Raw genomic sequence first — 20,253 nt, 5'->3', positions numbered from 1 at the left:
CGTGAGTGCGTTATCCCTATCGCGGGGCAAGCCCGCTCCTACAGGGTGGGAGCGGGTTTGCCCCGCGAAGAGGGCGAAACGCATCAGATCTTGACGTTCTGGCGCACGTTCCAGCCGTACTTGACCGGGCCGCCGTCTTTGGTGCCGTCAGCTTTCTGCGGCTGGTAATCGACCGTGACTTTGCCGAAGTTCAGGGTGACGTTTTCGGTCAGGCGGTCATCGCCGCCCGAGCCACCGGTGCTCAGCGAGCTGATCAGCACTTCTTCGAGGTTGATGATCAGGTACTCGACCTGGCTCTCGCCACCGGCCTTGCGCACGGTCAGCTTGACCTTGTCGATGTGCTTGCCGCTGGAGCAGTGCATCATCAGGTTGGGGCTGGATTTGTCGACGTACTTGGTCAGCGACAGGTCCTGGATGTTGACCTTGCCGGCGCCGCCGCCACCACCCATGTGCATGTTGCCGGACTGGGCCATGCCCCAGCTCCAGTTCAGCACATCGATTTCGTCCTTGTGGGCCTTGTCCATGGACTCGCCCTTGATGTCGCCAATCTTGATGAAAATATCAACTGCCATGTTGTCTCCAGAGTGTGGCATCTACCACATTATTTTTTCAGTGCACGCCCCGCAGCACGGGGCGTTCTAGCGAGCCTGGGCTCAGGCGCCCTTGGCCGACGGCAACTTCGATACCAGGCGCAGCGACACGGTCAGCCCTTCGAGCTGGTAGTGCGGGCGCAGGTAGAAACGCGAGTTGTAGTAACCCGGGTTGCCTTCGACTTCTTCGACCACCACTTCGGCAGCTGCCAGTGGGTGCTGGGCCTTGGTGGTTTCGGTGGAGTGGGCCGGATCGCCATCGACGTAGTTGAGGATCCAGTCCTGCAGCCAGCGCTGCATCTCGTCCTTCTCTTTGAACGAGCCGATCTTGTCGCGCACGATGCACTTCAGGTAGTGAGCGAAGCGGCAGGTGGCGAACAGGTACGGCAGGCGCGCGGCCAGGTTGGCGTTGGCGGTGGCGTCCGGGTCGTCGTACTCGGCAGGTTTTTGCAGCGACTGGGCGCCAATGAAGGCGGCGAAGTCGGTGTTCTTCTTGTGCAACAGCGGCATGAAACCGTTCTTCGCCAGTTCCGCTTCACGGCGGTCGGAGATGGCGATTTCAGTCGGGCACTTCATGTCCACGCCACCGTCATCGGTAGGGAAGGTGTGCGCCGGCAGGTTCTGCACTTCGCCACCGGACTCGACGCCGCGAATCCGCGAGCACCAGCCGTAGTACTTGAACGAGCGGTTGATGTTCACCGCCATCGCGTAGGCGGCGTTGGCCCAGGTGTACTTGGCGCTGTCGGCGCCATCGGTGTCTTCTTCGAAGGCGAAGGCTTCTACCGGGTCGGTCTTGGCGCCATACGGCAGGCGCGCCAGGAAGCGCGGCATGGTCAGGCCGATGTAGCGCGAGTCTTCCGATTCACGCAGCGAGCGCCAGCCGGCGTACTCGGGGGTGGTGAAGATTTTGGTCAGGTCGCGCGGGTTCGACAGCTCCTGCCACGAGCCCATGCCCATCACGGTCGGCGAGGCCGCAGCGATGAACGGCGAGTGCATGGCGGCACACACCTTGGACAGCTCGCCGAGCAGCTCGACGTCCGGTGGCGACTGGTCGAAGTAGTAGTCGCCGACCAGGCAACCATACGGCTCGCCGCCGAACTGGCCGTACTCTTCTTCGTACATCTTCTTGAACAGCGGGCTCTGGTCCCAGGCCGTGCCCTTGAATTTCTTCAGGGTCTTGTGCAGGTCGGGCTTGGAGATGTTGAGCACGCGGATTTTCAGCTGCTCGTCGCTCTCGGTGTTGTTGACCAGGTAGTGCAGGCCCCGCCAGGCGCTTTCCAGCTTCTGGAACTCGGGGTGGTGGATCACCTGGTTGACCTGGGCGGTGAGCTTGGCGTCGATGGCGGCAATGATCGATTCGATCGACTTGATCGCGTCATTGGACACCAGGTCGGTTTGCGCCAGGGCCTGTTCGGCCAGGGTGCGCACCGCAGTTTCGACGGCCTCGCGGGCGCGCTCGGTCTTGGGTTTGAATTCTTGCAGCAGCAGCGAAGCGAACTCGCTGGCTTGCTCGGTGGCCGCTGGCTGGGCCTGGGTATCACGCATCGGATCGGTCATGAGGCTTTGTCCTGATTAAGCGTTCGGCTCGGCATCCTGGGGCTTTGGCGCGCTGGCCAAGGCCTGGAGCAGGGCTGGATCCTTGATGGCTTTCATGATGATTTCTTCGGCGCCGGTCTTGCCGTCCATGTAGGTCAGCAGGTTGGCCAGCTGGGTCCGCGCTTCGAGCAGCTGGTTCAGCGAATCGACCTTGCGCGCCACGGCGGCAGGGCTGAAGTCGTCCATGCTCTCGAAGGTGATATCCAGGCTCAGGTTGCCTTCGCCGGTCAGCTCGTTGGGTACGTGGAACGCCACCCGTGGCTGCATGGCCTTGAGGCGCGAGTCGAAGTTGTCGACGTCGATTTCCAGGAACTTGCGCTCGGCGACCGGGGCCAGCGGCTCGGCAGGCTTGCCCGCGAGGTCGGCCATGACGCCCATGACGAAAGGCAGCTGGACCTTCTTTTCGGCGCCGTAGAGCTCGACGTCATACTCGATCTGCACCCGCGGCGCGCGATTGCGCGCAATGAATTTCTGAGAACTGGGGTTCGCCACGTTGTTCCTCCTGGTCGCAGGTGCGACGGTATTGGCGTCATCGATCGTTGCCGGTAACGGTGTTGCGTATGTGCGTTAGGTCAGGCCCGCAGGCCTCAGTCAGCTTCGGGTCCGCGCAGGGTTTCGAACTGCGACAGCCCATCGGGGATCAAGTCGCGGACGATCGCGGCAAAATCGGCGTTGACCAGATTTTTCGCGCGGTTGAGCAGCACCGGCAGCGGGCTCGAGGGCTCGTGGCGGGCGTAGTACTTGAGAATTCGGTCAAGGCTGCGCAGCACTTCGTCGCGGCTGGCGATATCGGCCGAAGCGCGGGCGATGGCGGGCGCGGGGGCGGCCTCGGCAACCGGCGTCGAGCTGTCGGCAGCGCTGCTGGTTTCGCTGGCGTCGTTGGCGGCCTGTTCGCTGGCCGGCGCATGTTCGGCAAGAATCTGCGCGGCCTGGCGCAGCGGCTGCTTGAGCGCGCTCAGATCAACTCCGCTGGCCGATCCGACCTGCTCGTTGACGTATTGCTCGATTGCCTCGGCGGCCTCGCGGGCTTGCTGTAGCGCCTCGCGGGTGGCCTGCAGTTGCTCGCCATCACTGTCGCGCAGGGCACCGCCGAGTTCGTCGGCGTTGAGCGTCTCGCTGGCAAAGTGCTGCAAACCGCTGGCGTGCAGGGCTGCGCGCAGGCTGACCGGGCCGAAGGCGCGGGAGCGGGTCAGCAGGCTTTCGCGCAGCAGGGCTATGTTGGTCTCGCAGACCAGGCCGGCGAGGGCGTTGATACGCACTGTCGGGTCGTTGTCGTCATCGGCGTCGAGCTGCGGATGGACCTGCGGCCAGTACTGGCGCAACAGCTCGTTGATCAGTTGCAGAGTGTTGGCCAGGCCGGCAATGCCGTGCAGGGCGAGGGCACTTTGCAACAGGAAATGAGTGACGCGAAGGTCTTTGCTGCGTTGCAGCAGGGCGGTGCAGGACTGTTCGATCTGCCGCCACTGCGGAGCTTCGGCAGGCTGGATGGCATCGCCCATGACACGCTCGGGCCGGCCTTGGGCATCACGCTCCAATTGCAGGAAGTCCGGGTCGTATTCAAGGTCGTCGCCGCAAGGAAAGTTTTCCGAAACGGCAGCGAGCAAATGCGCTGAGTTCACCAGATATCGATCTCCGTATCGTCCCGTGGTGGGGGTGGCTAATGTGTGCTAGTTGGTTTTGTGACATAGCGCACATAATTTGCTGAGTTGTCCTTAGTTGATATCAAAGTGATATCACGCCTGTTCAGCAAGTTGCGCATTTTTGGTTTATTTCCAATTGGCTGTCAAGGTAAGCTAGCGGCCCATCGTGACCTGCATACTGGGCCAAATAGGTTTATTGACTTGTTGGTCAGGGTAGCGGTGGATGTCATTTGAAACTGATGAACATCAGCGAAAAGTGAACGAAATTCGGACATTCAGTAGACTTTTTCAGGGATTGGAAGCGAATCGTGGCAAGTGTGGCAGGCCTCCAGCGGGCCCACAGGCGATTCGGGATGTTGCTAAGGAGGCGTGATGTCGCTGAGTCTTACTATTACCAGTTATCACAAGATTACCCCTGGCCAATGTCCTGAAAAGTTCATTGAGTCAGGTGCCATCAGTATTGGTCGCGGCCCCGATAATGATTGGGTGCTGCCCGATCCGGAGCGTCTGGTTTCTTCGCAACATTGTGTAATTCAATATAAAGACGGCCGTTATTACCTGACCGATAACAGCACTAATGGTGTCGAATTAATTCACGCCGGTATTCGCTTGCGTCGCGGTAACAGTGAGCCGTTGATGGATGGCGAAGTCATCCGTATCGGCGAGTACGAAATCCAGGCACGGATCGATTCAAGCTTCAAGATTGCCGATGGCAACCCGCACGGTGCTGACGCCGCCAACAGCTTCGAGGCGCTGATGGCCAACCAGGCCGGTGCCGCTGCGACCCCCCAAAATGCTGTTGCGCCAGCGTTGATCCAGGGCGCGTCGAGCAATGCCACCTTGCCGGACCTGTTCGATTTTCTTGCACCGGCGAGCATTGCGCCGGTGACCCGCGCCGATCACGTGCCTGCCCAGCAGCATGATTTTCGCCCGCCAACGCCCGTAGCGTCGACGCCTGAGCCGGTACCGGCAAGCCCTGGAGTGATTCCCGAAGACTGGGACCTGTTCGCCGAACCGATGCCGGCGGCGCCCGCGCCTGTCGAACCAGCCATGCCCGCACCCATGCCCGCGCCTGTCGAGGCCTCGGCGCAGGCTGGCGACTCCAGTGTGCTGGCCCAGGCGTTCCTGCGCGGTGCGGGCCTTGAACATCTGCGTATCGACAGCGCCCAGGTCGAGGCGCAGATGGAAGCCCTTGGCCGCAGTTATCGCTTGATGGTCGAGGGCCTGATCGATGTGTTACGTGCGCGCAGCAGCCTCAAGGGCGAGTTCCGCATGCAGCAGACGATGATCCGCCCGGCAGAAAACAACCCGCTCAAGTTCGCGCCCAATGCCGATGAAGCGCTGCTGTTGCTGCTGCGCCATGGCAACCACGCGTTCATGGCGCCGGACCAGGCGGTACGCGACAGTTTCGACGACTTGCGCGCGCATCAGCTGGCAGTGATGGCCGGTGTTGAAGCGGCGATCAAGCACCTGCTCGGGCGTTTCGAGCCGGCGCAGCTGGAATCGCGGCTCGGCGAACCGGCAGGGCTGTCGAAGCTGTTCGCAGGTTCGCGCCAGGCGCAGTACTGGCAGCAGTTCACCGAGCTGTACAGCAAGATTTCCCGGGAAGCCGAAGACGACTTCCAGGACCTGTTCGGGCGCGAATTCAGTCGCGCCTACGAGGAGCACAGCGCGCGTCTGCAACGCTCCTGAAACAAACGGAAAGTGCCACGTCATTGAGGACGCAGGATGATTCGAACAATGCTGATGGCAGCGGTAACCACACTGCTGCTCAGTGGTTGTAGCAAGGATGAAGTCGCAGCACCGGTCCAGCCCGAGGTGGCGGGGCCTACCAGCGTCACCTTGTATTTCAGTGCCGCCGCCGGGCTCAACCCGGGCGCCAACGGCCAGGCCGCGCCTGTGCGCGTGCGCATTCTCGAACTGAAGAACAGCGCAGGTTTCAGCCGCGCCGATTATTTTGCCCTGGCCGAACGCGGCCCGGCGACCCTGGGCGCCGACCTGCTAGATCAGGACGAAGTGCTGGTGCAGCCCGGTGAGCAAGTGCGCATCGACCGGCCGTTGAACCCGCTGACGCGCCAGATCGGCCTGGTGGTCGGCTACCGCGAAATCGACCAGGCGCAATGGCGCAGCCTGCTGCCAGTGCCGCCGCTGGACTACCAGATCAGCCTCGATGTTCGCGCTGTGCGCAGCGTTGCCCATACCTCCCCAACCAGCACCGCCCAATAGGCGATCGGAGAAGCCATGTCCTGGAACAATCGTGTGGTCTGGTCGGAAGGCATGTTCCTCGGAACCCAGCACTTTCAACAACATGACCGTTATCTCGAGAACCTTATCGATGCCCGCAGCCGGCCGCTGTCGGCGGGCGCCTGGGGCTTCTCCGAGCTGCTGGTCGACCAGGGCCTGCTGGCCCAGGGCAAGCTGGCCATCGTTTCTGCCCGCGGGCTGCTGCCCGATGGCACGCCGTTCAACATCCCCCACGATGACCTGGCGCCCAGCCCGCTGAACATCGACGACAACCTGCGTGATGGCCTGGTGTACCTGGCCTTGCCGCTCAAGCGCGCCGGTGCCCGCGATACCGTGGACGAAGGCGAAGCCGCAGGTGGCGCGCGTTATGTCAGCCGGGTGGCCGAAGTGCGTGACGACAACGCGCCGTTCGAGAACCGCGCCCCGGTCGCCCTTGGCTCCCGTGCGCTGCGCTTGATCACCGCCGAAGAAGGCCTGAGCGACTATGCCGCGCTGGGCCTGGTACGTATCAAGGAAAAACGCGCTGACCGCGCCCTGGTGCTGGATGACAGCTATATCGCGCCGGTGCTGGATGTATCGGCGAGCAAAAGCCTGTCGGCATTTCGCAGCGAACTGCTGGGCCTTTTGCATCAACGCGGTGAAGCACTGGCCGGGCGGGTGGTGGCCTCCGGTGCCGGTGGTGCTTCGGAGATCGCCGACTTCATGCTCCTGCAACTGGTCAATCGCGCGCAACCGCTGGTCGAGCACCTGAGCCAGTTGAGCCCGTTGCACCCGGAGCGGCTGTACAGCGAGCTGGTCAGCCTGGCCGGTGAGTTTGCCACCTTCTGTGCCAGCAACCGCCGCCCGGGTGAGTTCCCGGTGTACCAGCATGACGACCTGGCGGCGAGCTTCGCCCCGGTCATGCAGGCGCTGCGCGAAGCCCTGTCGATGCTGATCGACAGCAAGGCCACGCCGATCCCGATTGTCGAGAAGGCCTATGGCATTCATGTCGCCATGCTTGCCGACCGCAGCCTGCTCGACAATGCCAGTTTCATTCTCGTGGTGCGTGCCGACGTGCCGAGCGAAACCCTGCGCGGGCGCTTCGCCCAGCAAAGCAAGATCGGCGCGGTCGAGCACATCCGTGACCTGGTCAACCTGCAACTGCCGGGCATCGGTCTGTTGCCGCTGCCGGTGGCACCACGGCAGATCCCGTTCCATGCCGGCTCCACCTACTACGAGCTCGATCGCGGCAGCGAGCACTGGCAGCAACTGCAGAACGCCGGCGGCTTTGCCTTCTACGTCGCAGGCGAGTTCCCGGGGCTGAACCTGGCCTTCTGGGCCATCCGAGGATAAGCCGCAATGCAGCCTAACGACCCGTCGGCGCCACCGGCCAACGACCGCACCCAGTTCATGCCGCGCCCCGGTGGCCGCGGCCCGCAGGCCGGTACGCCGGAGCCTGTGGCGGCGCCGTCGATGCCGGCGCAGCCGCTGCCCGCCGGCCAGGCGCTGGGCCTCAACCCGCTGGAAAGCGCCGCCGGGCCATTGTTGGCCTTGCTGACCCGCTTGCGCAGCACCATCGCCCATCCGGCCCCGGCCAGCCTGCGTGCGCAGTTGCTGGCTTATCTGCGTCAGTTCGAAGAGCGCGCCGAAGCCGCCGGTGTGGCCCGTAACGAAGTCATGCTGGCCCGTTACGCGCTGTGCACTGCGCTCGATGAAGCGGTGCTCAGCACGCCGTGGGGCAGCAGCAGTGACTGGGGCAAGCAGAGCCTGCTGATCACTGTGCACAACGAAGCCTGGGGGGGCGAGAAGGTCTTCCAGCTGCTCGAGCATTGCCTGCAGAGCCCGCGCGAACGCCTGTACCTGCTGGAGTTGCTGTACCTGTGCATGTGCCTGGGCTTCGAGGGCCGTTACCGGGTTATCAACGGTGGCCGCGCCCAGCTCGAAGCCTTGCGCGAACGCACTGCTACCGCTATCCGCAGCGCCCGGGGTGAGTTCGAGCGCGAACTGTCGCCGCACTGGCGCGGGGTCAGCGTCAGCCGAGATCGGCTGTCGCAGTTCATCCCGCCCTGGGTGGGCCTGGCCATCGCCCTGGCGTTGCTTCTGGCTCTGCTGTTTGCCCTGCGCATGATGCTCGCCGCCGACGCGGAGCCTGTGTTCAAGAACATTCATGCCCTGGGCGAAATCCCGGTGCAGGCCATCGACCGTCCGGTGACCCAGCCCAAGCCGGTGGAACGCCCACGCCTGGCGGGTTTTCTGGCCAGCGATATCAAGGCCGGGCGGGTCAGCGTCGAAGACGCCGTCGACCGTTCGGTGGTGACCATCCGTGGCGACGAATTGTTCGCCTCGGCCAGCACCAGCATCAACGACAGCCTGCAGCCACTGATGCTGCGCATTGCTGACGCCATCGGCCAGGTCAAGGGCCAGGTGCGCATCACCGGCCACAGCGACAACCGGCCGATCGCGACCTTGCGCTTCCCGTCCAACTGGGCGCTGTCCCAGGCCCGCGCCGAGCAGGTGCTGCAGATCCTGGCCGCCAAGACCGGCCAGCCCGCGCGCTTTACCGCGCAGGGCCTGAGCGACACCGAACCACTGGCAGCGAACAACACGGCCGAAGGCCGGGCAAAGAACCGCCGGGTTGAAATCACTGTATTGGCGGAGGGGGTCGAGTGAAGGCGTTTTTCGGATTTGTCATTCGCTGGGTCATTCCGCTGCTGGGCCTGATCGCCCTGAGTCTGATCATCTGGTTCGTCGGCCCGCTGTGGGACATGCTGATCCCGGCAGGGCGGCGCTGGGCGCTGATTGCCCTGCTGTTTGCAGTGTGGCTCGGCTATCGCCTGTGGCGCTTCATCGAGGCCCGCCGCCAGGCGGCAGAAGTCATGCGCAGCCTGGCTGCAGAAACAGCTCCTGACCCTGCCAGCGTGGCCACCGCCGAAGAACTGGCAACCCTGCGCCAGCGCATGGACGAGGCCCTGGCCCTGCTGAAAAAGGCGCGCCTGGGTGGCGATGAGCGGCGCAACCTGTACGAGCTGCCGTGGTACGTGATCATCGGCCCGCCGGGCTCGGGCAAGACCACGGCGCTGGTCAATTCCGGCCTGCACTTTCCGCTGGCGGCGCAGCTTGGCGCCGGGGCGATTCGCGGCGTCGGCGGCACGCGCAACTGCGACTGGTGGTTTACCGACCAGGCGGTGTTGCTCGACACCGCTGGCCGCTATACCACCCAGGACAGCCACGCCCAGGTCGACAAGGCGGCCTGGCTGGGCTTTCTCGATCTGCTGAAAAAGCAGCGCGCGCGCCGGCCGATCGATGGCGCTTTCATTGCCATCAGCCTGTCCGACCTATTGCTGGGCAGCGACGCCGAACGTGCTGCCCATGCTGCGGCCATCCGCTCGCGTATCCAGGAGTTGTACAGCCAGCTGGGCGTGCGTTTTCCGATTTACCTGATGCTGACCAAGCTCGACCTGGTGCCGGGTTTCATGGAGTTCTTCGACACCCTGAGCAAGGAAGAGCGCGCTCAAGTGTGGGGTATGACCTTTGCCCTGGACGACGACAAGTCGGTCGAAGGGCCGCTGGCGCAGTTCCACAGCGAGTTCGCCGGCCTTGAGCAACGCCTCAACGAGCGCCTGGTCGAGCGCCTGCAGCAGGAGCGCGACCCGGCGCGGCGCGATCTGGTTTACGGCTTTGTCCAGCAGTTCGCTGCCTTGCGCTCCAACCTGCAGGGCTTTCTCGACGGCGTGTTCAAGCCCAATGCCTATGAAGAACGCGCCCTGTTGCGCGGCGTGTACTTCACCAGCGGCACCCAGGAAGGCAGCCCGATCGATCGCCTGATCGGCGCCATGGCCCAGAGCATGGGGCTGGACCGTCAGCATCTGGCACGCCAGAGCGGCACCGGGCGCAGCTACTTCATTGAAAAACTGTTCAGCGCCGTGGCGTTTGCCGAGCGCGGGCTGGTCGGGGTCAACCCGCAAGTCGAGCGCCGGCGCAAATGGCTGGCCCGTGCTGCACTCGCCGCCAGCGTTGCCCTGGTAGTGCTGGTCGGCAGCGTGTGGGCGCTGAGCTATCGCGCAAACCAGGCTTACATCGCCCAGGTCGAGCGTAAGCTCGCGCCGCTGGGGCCAGTCCTGCAAACCTTGAGCCCGGCCCAGCGCGATGTACTGGCGGTACTGCCGTTACTCAATGCCGTGCGCCATCTGGCCGAGGATCCGCCCAGTTGGGCCGAGGGGTTGGGGCTGTACCAGGGCGACATGCTCGAAGCCGAGTCGGCCAGCGTCTACCGCAAGTTGCTGATTGCCGTGTTCGCTCCGCACCTGGTCACCCGTATCGAAGAGCAACTGCACAGCGGCGGTGGTTCGGACTTTCTCTACGAAGGCCTCAAGGCCTACCTGATGCTGGCTGACGGCGAGCATTACGACCCGGACTTCATCAAGGCCTGGGTCAGCCTCGACTGGGAGCAGAGCCTGCCTCGCGACCTGGCCCCGGAGCAGCGTGCGGCATTGGGCGAGCATCTGCAGGCGCTGTTTGAAAAGCGTCCGCCGAATGCGCGCCTGGATGCCAACCTGATCGAAGACCTGCGTCGCCAATTGCAGCAGTTGCCGGTGGCCCAGCGCGTCTATGACCGGGTCAAACGCCAGCAGTTGCCCAAGGGCGTCAGCGATTTTCGCCTGAGCGAAGCGGCTGGCCGCGACGCCGCGCTGGTGTTCAGCCGCAAGAGCGGCAAGCCTTTGGGTGAACCCTTGAGCGGGCTGTTTACCCTCGATGGCTATCGCAAGGCGTTTCTTGCCACCAGCCTGCAACACAGCAATACCCTGGCTGAAGAGCGTTGGGTGCTGGGCCGCGAGCAAGCCGATGAAGGTGATGTGACTAGCCTGGCCGCCGACGTGCGCCGTTTGTATTTCGCCGACTACATCCGCCACTGGGACGCGCTGCTGGCCGATATCGACTTTGTGCCGATCACCAGCGTGGCCCAGGCCGCCGATGTTCTGCGGGTGATTTCCGGGCCGACCTCGCCGCTGAAAAAGCTGCTGAGCGCCGTGGCCAAGGAAACTAACCTGCAACAGCAGGACCCGCTTGCCGCGGCCCAGGCCAAAGCCAGCGAGGCTGGTGTCGACCAGCTCAAGCAGCGCCTGGGTAACTTGCTGGGCCAGGATGCTCCGGCCGATAGCCGCCAGGCGCAGCAAGACCAGGACCCGGTCACCGCGCACTTTGCCGACCTCGCCAGCCTGGTCAGCAAGGGCGAGGGCGAGCCGGCCGCCATCGACGGCCTGCTCACCGACATGAACGCCTTGTACGTGCAGGTCAGTGCCATGGTCGGTGCCAGTGGAGACGCCCTGCTCGGCGAGGCCAAGAACCAGGCCACGGCCGCCGCCAACCGCGTCAGCCTCACCGCGCAGCGCCAGCCGCCGATGGTTCAGGGCCTGGTCAAGTCGGTGGTCAACTCGACCACCAACACCATGATGGGCGGCGTGCGCAATCAACTGAACGCCGCCTGGACCAGCGAAGTGGTCAACGTTTATCGCCAGTCGCTGAGCGGTCGTTATCCGCTGGCAGCGGGCAGCTCGCGGGATGCCACACTGGACGATTTCGGCCAGTTCTTCGGTGTCGGCGGGGTGATGGACAGCTACTTTCGCAAGTACCTGCAGCCGTATGTCGATACCTCGGCCAACCCTTGGCGCTGGCAGCCGGGCGCGGCGCAGAAGCTCGGCATTGGCTCTGGCGTGTTGCACACCTTTCAGCGTTCGGCGGCGATTCGCGATGCGTTCTTCCGCTCGGGCGGCATGCAGCCGACCGTGCGCTTCGAGCTCAAGCCGGTGGCCATGGACGCCTCGGTCACCCAGTTCTTGCTCGACCTCGATGGCCAGCAGATCAGCTATGACCACGGCCCGAGTCGCCCGGTTGCGATGCAGTGGCCAAACCCCAACAGCATCGGCGTGGTGCGCCTGTCGATCATGCCGCCATCGGCCAGCGGTCGCTCCGGCCTGACCCTGGAAGGGCCGTGGGCCTGGTTCCGCTTGCTCGATCAATCCGACCTGGTGGCCGGCAACGGCCCGGATCGCTTCAGCCTGCGCCTGCGCGTCGATGGCGCCAGCGTGTCGTACGAGCTGCGCGCCAACAGCGCCTTCAACCCGTTCAAGAGCCGCGTGCTCAGCGGCTTCAGCCTGCCGGAGCGGCTGTGATGGCGGGCGTCGGCTTCTACGGCAAGCTGGCCAGCCGCGGCGACTTTGTCAGTCGCGGATTGCCGCAAAGCTTTATCCAGCCCTGGGACCAGTGGCTGGCGGCCGGGCTTGTGGCCAGCCAGCAGCAACTGGCCGAGCGCTGGTTGCCGGCCTATCTGGTCAGCCCCTTGTGGCGCTTCGCCCTGGCCCCGGGAGTATGCGGGCCCGACGCTGTAGTGGGGGTGTTGATGCCCAGCATTGACCGGGTAGGGCGCTATTTCCCTCTTATCCTGGCCCAGGTTCTGGCGCCGGATGAGTCGCTGGCGGCAGTGGTGAGTGGCCCGGATAACTGGTTCGAGCAGTGTGAAGCCCAGTTACTGGCAACCCTCGAGCCGCAAGCCGCTTTTGAGGCGTTCGATGCAGCAGTGCAGGGCATTGATGCCCCTCGTAGTGCTGTTGTTTCAAGCCCGGTTGTGGGTGGGTTGCAACGCTTTGCAGCGGTGACCTCGCAGGCGCGCCAGGCAGCCTTGGCCGAAAGCGCCTGCGCCGGCATGAGCCTGTGGTGGGGGCGCGGCTCGGAGCATATCGAGGCGGGAATGCTGCGCTGTGCGGGCCTGCCGCACAGCGAGGATTTCGCCAGTTTTCTTTTGGGTAGTGAGGCGGCGCGCTAGATGACGGCTTTGCATTACACCGCAGCCAGCTACAGCCATGTCGGCCTGGTGCGCAGCATCAATGAAGACGCTTGCCTGGACCTTGCCAGCGAAGGCCTGTGGGCAGTTGCCGATGGCATGGGCGGGCATGCGGCGGGCGACTACGTCAGTTGCCTGATCGTCGATACTTTGCGCCAGTTGCCGACCACGGCGTCCCTCAATGACTTCGCCCAAGTGCTGCGCCAGCGGCTGTCGGCGGTCAACGCGGCAGTGCGCGAAGAAAGCGCCCGGCGTGGCGTGGCGATGATGGGCAGCACCCTGGTGCTGCTGGCGGTGCGCGCTGACCAGGGTATCTGCCTGTGGGCCGGGGACAGCCGCCTGTATCGCCTGCGCGACGGGCGCCTGGAAGGTATCTCGCGCGATCACAGCTACGTGCAGGAACTGCAGGACAGCGGCCTGCTCAGCGAGGCCGAAGCGCGGGTGCACCCGCGGGCCAACATCGTCACCCGGGCAATTGGCGTCGAGCCCGAGCTCGAACTTGAGGCCGTGCACCTGCAGGTCCTCCCTGGCGATACCTATCTGCTGTGCAGCGATGGTCTGAACAAGACCGCCGAAGACCATGAAATTCGCGAAGTGCTGGGCCACAGCGACCCCTACCAGGTGGTCCGCAGCCTGGTGCACCTCGGCCTGACCCGGGGCGCCCCCGATAACATTACCGCCGTCGTCATCAAGGCCGGTTGAAGACCAAGCACATGGACAAAGTGATCCCCGGATACGACATCGACGGCGAGATTGGCGAAGGCGCCATGGCCACCGTCTACCTTGCCACCCAGCGCTCGCTGGAGCGCAAGGTGGCCTTGAAGGTCATGGCCGCGGCGCTGGCTGCCGACCCGACCTTCTGCGAGCGCTTCCTGCGTGAAGGCCGCACCCTGGCGCGCTTGTCGCACCCGCACACGGTGACCATCCACGACATCGGCAATGTCGGCGAGCTGTACTACATGGCCATGGAGTACCTGCCCAACGGTACGCTCAAGGAGCGTATCGCCGCCGGGGTCACGCCGGAGCAGGGCCTGCTGTACATCCGCCAGATCGCTTCGGCGCTGGGTTATGCCCATGCCCAGGGCCTGGTGCACCGGGATGTGAAACCGGCCAACATTCTTTTTCGTGCTGACGGCACTGCGGTGCTGTCGGACTTCGGCATCGCCAAGTCGCTGGATGACCGCACCCAGTTCACCCAGGCCGGGTTTGCCGTCGGCACCCCCAGCTACATGAGCCCGGAGCAGGCGCGCGGCCAGGAAATCGACGGCCGCGCCGACCTCTATGCCCTGGGCGTGGTGTTTTACGAGATGCTGGTTGGCAAACTGCCCTACAGCGGCAACGACGCGCTGTCGACGGCCTTGGCGCATTTGACCGAGCCGTTGCCGGAGCTGCCGATCGAGCACGGCCGCTATCAGGACATTCTCCGTGGCCTGCTGGCCAAGGACCCGGCCGAGCGCTTTGCCGATGCCGAGACCTTGCTGGCGGCGCTCGACCGGCTACCCGTGCAAGACACCGAAAGCACCCTGATCCAGCCGCTGCCGATTGCAGCGCCGGTGCCACCCCTAGCCGTAGAGCCAGCACCGCCAGCGACGCAACCAGAACCGGTCACCAAGGCCTCGCCACCTGCAGCCCCGCGCAAGCGCCCGACACCGGCCTTGCTCGCCATTGCCGTTGCTGCCGCACTGGGCCTGGGCGGGATTGGCTACTGGGCCATGAGTGGCGACGAACAGGTAGTGGAGGCGCAGCCGGTACAAGCCCGCGAGCCAATAGCGTCCACCGTTGCAACCGCGAGCAACGACAGTGACCGGCCATTGCTGATGGCCGGCAAGAAAACCCTGTTCCAGCGCGTGCTGAGCCGGCCGGGCGCGCAGGTCGTCAAGCAGCCGGGCGCCACGCCCAGCGATACCTTGCCGGCCTTTACCGTGCTCTATGTCTACCAACGCCAGGACGTCAACGGCAGCCCCTGGCTTGAGGTCGGCACCGCCAGTGACGGTCGCCGCGACGGCTGGTTGCCAGCCTCCCAGGTCAGCGACTGGAAGCAGAGCCTGGTATTGAAGTTCACCGAACGCTCGGGGCGTGCGCCGGTGATGTTCCTGCGCCAGGCCGATGAGCTTGAGCGTTTGCTTGGCGACACTTCGGCCGCCCGTGCCGAGCTGCTCAAGGCGCAGAACAACCCCGACGAAGTGCCGCAAGTGATGGCCCTGGAACCCAGCGCCAGCGCCGTGCCCCAAGAGCAGTTCTACCTGATGCCGATCTTCGAGGCGCGCGAGAGCTTCGACGAAAACGGCCAGCCGCTGCAGTTGCTCAATGTCGCCTCCATCGACCCGGGCAACAGCGCACCCGCCGGCGAAGCGAAAGCCGCCGGCATGGCCACCTCAGGCGACGCCTTCCGTACCGCCGTGGTGCTGGTGGTGGATACCTCGGTATCGATGCAGCCTTATATCGATCAGGTCCGCCAGGTGGTGCACGAGCTGCACGGGCAGATTTCGCGCCGTGGCGAGCTGGACAACGTCAGCTTCGGCCTTGTCGGCTTTCGCAACAACACCACGCGCACGCCTGCCCTGGAGTACCTGACAAAGACCCTGGTAACACTCGATGAAGGCCGCGATCCCGAGCGTTTTTTGAAGCTGGCCGAGCAGGTGAAAGCCACCAACGTCTCCAGCCATTCGTTCAACGAAGACGCTTTTGCCGGGATCATGCAGGCGGTCGACGGCATGGACTGGTCCGGCTACGGCGGGCGCCTGATCCTGCTGGTCAGTGACGCCGGCTCCCTGCGCAAGAACGACCGCTACAGCAGCACCCAGATGAACGAAGCCGAAGTGCGCCAGGCGGCCTTGAGCAAGCAGATCAAGATCTACGCCCTGCACCTGCGCACCGAGGCCGGCAAGAAGAACCACGCCTACGCCGAGCAGCAGTATCGGGTGCTTACGGCCGATGCCAACCCGCAGATCGGCGACCTGTATGTATCGGTCCCCGGTGGCGATGTGCACAAGTTTGGCGAGCGGGTGCGCGAGATCGGTTCGACCTTCGCCGATCTGGTCCACCAGGTGCGCAGCAACACCGCGCAACCGGCGCCGCTGCTGGCGGCTTCGCCGAGCATCGCCGACAAATCCGCCGCCATCGGCTATGCCATGCACATGGATTTTCTTGGCCGCAAGAGCGCCAGCCAGGCCCCGCAACTGGTCAGCGCCTGGACCTCAGATCGCGACCTGACCAACCCGGCGCTGCCGACCCTGCAGGTCTGCGTGATGCTCACCAAGCTGCAACTCAACGACCTGCAGCAGTCGCTGAAGCTGATCGTCGATGCCGCGCGCAAGACCCGCACTTCGCCCAAGGATTTCTTCCAGGAAATCGCTAGCGCCAGTGCCTACATGAGCCGCGACCCGGCCGCCCTGCGCAAGGGCGCCAACCTCGCCGAAGGCGGTGTGCTGGGCGAATACCTGGAGGGCCTGCCGTACCGCAGCAAGTCCCTGAGCATGACCCAGGACCTGTGGTTGTCGCTCAGCGTTGGCGAACAGGAAGACTTCATCGACGAGCTCGATTCGAAGATCCGCCTGTACGAAACCTTCCACAACGACATGGCCAACTGGGTGCGCTTCGGCAATGCCGAGCCCGGTGACGCCTTGTACCGTGTGCCGTTGTCGACGCTGCCATGATGATCAACCTGCACGCGCTGCGCAAAACCCGCGGCCTCGGCAACCAGCGCTACAGCCTGGAGATCGAGCGCCTGGAACTGCGCGCCGGTCAGCAGCTGGCGCTGGTCGGCCCCAGTGGCTGCGGCAAGAGCACCTTGCTCGACCTGCTGGCCTTGGTGCTGCAGCCCGATCAGGCCGAGCGCTTTGTGTTCAGCACCGACTCGCACACCTACGACGTTCAGCAGCTGTGGCGTGAACAACGCCAGGAGCACCTGGCGCACCTGCGCCGCCGGCATCTGGGCTATGTGCTGCAAGCGGGGGGCTTGCTCGGCTTTCTCGATGTGCGCAGCAACATCGCCCTGCCGCGCCAGGTGCTTGGCCTGGGCAATGACGGCAGCGTGCAGCGCCTGGCCGAGCAACTGGAGATTGACGATCAGCTCGACAAGCAGCCAGGCGCCTTGTCGGTCGGCCAGCGCCAGCGGGTCAGCTGCGCCCGTGCCCTGGCGCACAACCCTGATTTGCTCCTGGCCGATGAGCCGACCGCGGCCCTGGACCCACTCAATGCCCAACGGGTAATGCAACTGCTGCTGCGCCAGGCGCAAGCACGGCAGGTGACCTGTCTGATCGCCACCCACGACGAGGCGCTGGCCCGTGATGCCGGCTTGCAGGTGTTGCGCATGGTCTGCCGCCGCGATGCCGACGGTGGTGTCACCGCCACGTTGGAGGGCCAGCCGTAATGCGCCCGATGCTGATCGCAAGCCTGGCCTGGCGCGACTACCGCAACGATGCGCGCCTGTCCGTTTGCAGCGTGCTGGCCCTGGTGGCGGTGATCGCGCCGTTGCTGGTGCTGTTCGGTCTGAAATTCGGCCTGGTCAGCAGCCTTACCGAGCGTTTGCAGCGCGACCCGGCCGTGCGGGAAGTCATCCCCTTGGGTGGCGGTCGTTTCAGTGCCGACTTCGTCGCTGAACTGGCGGCGCGTAACGACGTCGCCTTCGCCTTGCCGCGTACCCGGCAGATTGCCGCGACCGCCGACCTGGTGCTGGCTGCGCGCAAGGTCGTGGTCAATGTCGAGATGATCCCCACGGCGCTTAACGATCCGTTGCTGCAAGGGCTGGCCGTCCCCGGTACGGTCGACCAGATCGTCCTCAGCCGTACGGCGGCAGAAAAGCTTGGCGCGAAGGCGGGTGATCAGCTCGATGCTTCGTTCAGCCGCCAGCTTGCCGGGCAGATCCAGGCCCAGCGCACCACCTTGAAGGTCGTGGCTGTGCTGCCGCTGGAAGCCTTCGAGCGCGATGCCTTGTTTGCACCGCTGGCGCTGCTGGAAGCCGCCGAAGACTACCGTGATGGTGGCGCCGTGCCCGCTTTCGGCTGGGAAGGTGAGCGCCATACCGGTGAGGTGCAACGGGTTTATCCGGCCTTCCGGCTGTACGCGCGCAACCTCACCGATGTCGAGCCGCTGCGGCGCTTTTTTGCCGATCGCCAGTTGCTGGTCTCGACCCAGGCCCCGGCGATTGCCCAGGTGCAGTCGCTGAGCCGCAACCTGACCCTGGTGTTCTGGATCATTGCCGCGCTGGCCGTGGCGGGCGCGTTTGCGGCGATCTGCGCCGGCGCCCTGGCGGCGGTCGAGCGCAAGCGCCGCGAGCTGTCGGTGTTGCGCCTGCTCGGTTTCAGCACCGCTGCCTTGCTTGCATTTGTCGTGCTGCAGGCGTTGTACAGCGGGGTGTTTGCCGCTGTCATCGGCGCGGCGCTGTACGCCCTGGCCGAAAGTGGCCTCAACCAGTTGTTCATGCAGATGCCCGGCGAGTACGCCAGCCATCTGCTCCCGTCGCATTACCTCGTTGCCTTGCTCGCTGTGCTGCTGGCCAGCGCGGCCGCTGCCGCCCTGGGGGGCTGGCGCGTGGCACGAATAGACGCTTGTGAAGGAATTCGAGATGTTTGACCGCCGCTTAGCCGCCCTGGCGCTGATCGTCGCCGCCCTGAGCCTGGTGTCCTGCGCCCAGGCCGAGGACGACAGCAAGCCTGCCAGCAATAAACTGGACAACCCCAAGCCACTGGCCGACGACATCAGCCTGCCGCTGCCGTGCGACGGCGAGATGGTCTTTCGCCACGTCTACGTGCTGGCCCAGGGCAGCCTGGACGACCGTGAGGTGAACCTTGGCTACCCCTTCAGCGAAGGCGAAGCGGGCTACAAGCAGTCGTTCATTTCCGGCTATCGCCGTGACTTTATCAACGGCCAGTTCAGCCTCCAGGACCTGTCCGCCGACTGGAAAAAACGCATTAGCCCGAGTCTGCCGAAGACCGACGCCGGCAGCCCGCTGAAGCCGATGATGTACTTCATCGGCAAGTACGAAGTCACCGCCCGCCAGTACGCTCAGGTGATGGCCCAGGCCCAGTCGCTGGCCAGCGGCGAACCGGCGCCGGCCTGTGAAGCACCGAGTGGCATGGCCGGGCGCTTGCCCAAGGTCAAACTGTCGCGCTTTGAGGCCGAGCGTTTTTCCGCGGTGTACAGCGCCTGGTTGATGAAGAACCATCGTGACCTGCTGCCGGTCAGTGGCCGTGGCAACAAGGCCGAAGACGGCGGTGTCGGCTTTGTGCGCCTGCCCACCGAAGTGGAGTGGGAGTTCGCTGCCCGTGGCGGCTCCGCCGTCAGCCGCCAGGAGCTGGAAGGGCGGCTGTTCCCGCGCCGCCTCGAGGGCAGCGAAAGCGACGGCCCGCTGGCCGACTGGGCGGTGTTCAACCAGGTCGCCGGCGGCACCGGCCAGGCCGCGCGCCTGACCCCGATCGGCACCAAGCTGCCCAACCCGCTGGGTATGTTCGACGTACTCGGCAACGCCGCAGAGATGGTCCAGGAATCGTTCCAGCTGGTGCACGCCGGGCGGCGCCAGGGTGCTTATGGCGGGTTTGTGGTCAAGGGCGGCAATTACCTTGAAGGCGAGGGCACGCTGTTTACCGGCATGCGCCGCGAGTACCCGCTGTTCGGCGCCGATGGTACCGAGCAAAGCAACGAGACCACAGGTTTTCGTGTCGCCATCGGCGCGCTGTCGGCGCCGCGTTCGCGTTATGAGGAACTGTTCGAACAATGGCAGAAAGAGGGCCGCCTGGCCGCGCTGACCGATGCCATCGACGACGCCCAGGACCCGACCAAGCGCCTGGACAGCATCATCGCCGCCAGCGCCGACCCGCGCCTGCAAGCCGAGCTTGGCCTGGTCAACGAAGAGCTCAAGCGCAACGTCTCGCTGATCGCCCAGCAGCGCGAAGAAGCCGCCGGCAACCTGATCCAGTCGGCGGCGCTGGTGGCCGAAACCATCAATAACTACAACATCCGCCTGACCAACCTGCAGAAAACCCAGCAGCAGGCCAAGGCTTCTGGTGACGAGACCAGCGCCAAGCTGTTTGCCGCTGCCATCAACAACGGCCGCAGCGCCCTCGACGGCGCCGTGGCGATCTACATCGACAACCTTGCCACCGGCACGCGCTACACCGACGCGGTGATCCAGGCGCAGTTCCAGCGGGTCAAGGAAGAGCTCAATCGCAAGCCAGTGCTGGGCAAGAGCCTGCTCAGCCGCGCGACCCTGTTCGTCCGTCATGTCGGGGACTATCGCCAGCAACGGCGCGCCGACCCGGCGACGATTTTGAAAGAACTGCTCGCATCAGCCGCCCCGCAACCTTGAGCGGCTGTCGAGCGAGCATCGGAGTGACCGGGGCGACATGAGGTTGTCCCGGGCGTGTTT

15 protein-coding genes are annotated in these 20,253 nt (G+C 64.6%); 11 read left to right on the top strand and 4 right to left on the bottom strand.

Annotated features, from left to right (window positions below; all coding sequences use genetic code 11):
* Positions 1-83: 83 nt before the first annotated feature.
* The 4 genes from ACZ9A3_RS22190 to tssA form a co-directional block, all read right to left on the bottom strand.
* Complete coding sequence (locus ACZ9A3_RS22190) at positions 84-572, bottom strand: Hcp family type VI secretion system effector (protein ID WP_038998241.1); 489 nt, start codon at positions 570-572, stop codon at positions 84-86.
* 81 nt (positions 573-653) lie between these two features.
* On the bottom strand, positions 654-2,147 hold the full coding sequence (tssC, locus tag ACZ9A3_RS22185; RefSeq protein WP_010221276.1) for a type VI secretion system contractile sheath large subunit: 1,494 nt from the start codon (positions 2,145-2,147) through the stop codon (positions 654-656).
* A 15-nt stretch (positions 2,148-2,162) separates the two neighbouring features.
* A complete protein-coding gene (tssB, locus tag ACZ9A3_RS22180; protein WP_010221277.1) occupies positions 2,163-2,678 on the bottom strand; it encodes a type VI secretion system contractile sheath small subunit in 516 nt (171 codons plus the stop codon).
* A 95-nt stretch (positions 2,679-2,773) separates the two neighbouring features.
* Entirely contained in the window at positions 2,774-3,805 is a 1,032-nt protein-coding gene (gene tssA / locus ACZ9A3_RS22175) for a type VI secretion system protein TssA (protein WP_093378498.1), read from the bottom strand.
* Between the two features lie 393 nt (positions 3,806-4,198).
* On the opposite strand from tssA, the gene tagH reads away from it, so the two are divergent.
* From tagH to ACZ9A3_RS22120, 11 genes are read left to right on the top strand one after another with little or no spacing between them, the layout of a single operon-like run.
* Positions 4,199-5,518: a type VI secretion system-associated FHA domain protein TagH gene (tagH, locus tag ACZ9A3_RS22170; RefSeq protein ID WP_476253124.1), complete on the top strand. Its 1,320-nt coding sequence runs from the start codon at positions 4,199-4,201 to the stop codon at positions 5,516-5,518.
* Positions 5,519-5,554: 36 nt separating this feature from the next.
* On the top strand, positions 5,555-6,052 hold the full coding sequence (gene tssJ, locus ACZ9A3_RS22165) for a type VI secretion system lipoprotein TssJ (protein ID WP_093378507.1): 498 nt from the start codon (positions 5,555-5,557) through the stop codon (positions 6,050-6,052).
* A gap of 15 nt (positions 6,053-6,067) precedes the next feature.
* The gene (gene tssK / locus ACZ9A3_RS22160) at positions 6,068-7,402 is read left to right on the top strand and encodes a type VI secretion system baseplate subunit TssK (protein WP_093378512.1); all 1,335 of its coding nucleotides are present in this window, start codon (positions 6,068-6,070) and stop codon (positions 7,400-7,402) included.
* Between the two features lie 6 nt (positions 7,403-7,408).
* Entirely contained in the window at positions 7,409-8,719 is a 1,311-nt protein-coding gene (locus tag ACZ9A3_RS22155) for a DotU family type VI secretion system protein (RefSeq protein WP_476253123.1), read from the top strand.
* Positions 8,716-12,219 carry a type VI secretion system membrane subunit TssM gene (gene tssM, locus ACZ9A3_RS22150; protein ID WP_476253122.1) on the top strand — a complete coding sequence of 1,168 codons (3,504 nt, stop codon included), beginning with the start codon at positions 8,716-8,718 and terminating at the stop codon, positions 12,217-12,219. Before ACZ9A3_RS22155 ends, tssM begins: the two co-directional genes overlap by 4 nt.
* Positions 12,219-12,869: a type VI secretion system-associated protein TagF gene (tagF, locus tag ACZ9A3_RS22145; protein WP_195885239.1), complete on the top strand. Its 651-nt coding sequence runs from the start codon at positions 12,219-12,221 to the stop codon at positions 12,867-12,869. The genes tssM and tagF overlap by 1 nt, the downstream gene beginning before the upstream one ends.
* Complete coding sequence (locus ACZ9A3_RS22140) at positions 12,870-13,589, top strand: PP2C family protein-serine/threonine phosphatase (RefSeq protein ID WP_093378531.1); 720 nt, start codon at positions 12,870-12,872, stop codon at positions 13,587-13,589.
* A gap of 11 nt (positions 13,590-13,600) precedes the next feature.
* Positions 13,601-16,543 carry a protein kinase domain-containing protein gene (locus ACZ9A3_RS22135; protein ID WP_476253121.1) on the top strand — a complete coding sequence of 981 codons (2,943 nt, stop codon included), beginning with the start codon at positions 13,601-13,603 and terminating at the stop codon, positions 16,541-16,543.
* A complete protein-coding gene (locus ACZ9A3_RS22130; RefSeq protein ID WP_309475555.1) occupies positions 16,543-17,259 on the top strand; it encodes an ABC transporter ATP-binding protein in 717 nt (238 codons plus the stop codon). The genes ACZ9A3_RS22135 and ACZ9A3_RS22130 overlap by 1 nt, the downstream gene beginning before the upstream one ends.
* A complete protein-coding gene (locus tag ACZ9A3_RS22125; RefSeq protein WP_476253120.1) occupies positions 17,259-18,461 on the top strand; it encodes an FtsX-like permease family protein in 1,203 nt (400 codons plus the stop codon). Before ACZ9A3_RS22130 ends, ACZ9A3_RS22125 begins: the two co-directional genes overlap by 1 nt.
* Positions 18,454-20,193, top strand: a complete 1,740-nt coding sequence (locus tag ACZ9A3_RS22120; RefSeq protein WP_476253119.1) for a formylglycine-generating enzyme family protein — start codon at positions 18,454-18,456, stop codon at positions 20,191-20,193. The genes ACZ9A3_RS22125 and ACZ9A3_RS22120 overlap by 8 nt, the downstream gene beginning before the upstream one ends.
* Positions 20,194-20,253 lie beyond the last annotated feature (60 nt).

The sequence above is a fragment of the Pseudomonas sp. TE4620 genome, from assembly GCF_056279045.1.
This window is presented reverse-complemented; position numbering and strand designations above follow the sequence as displayed.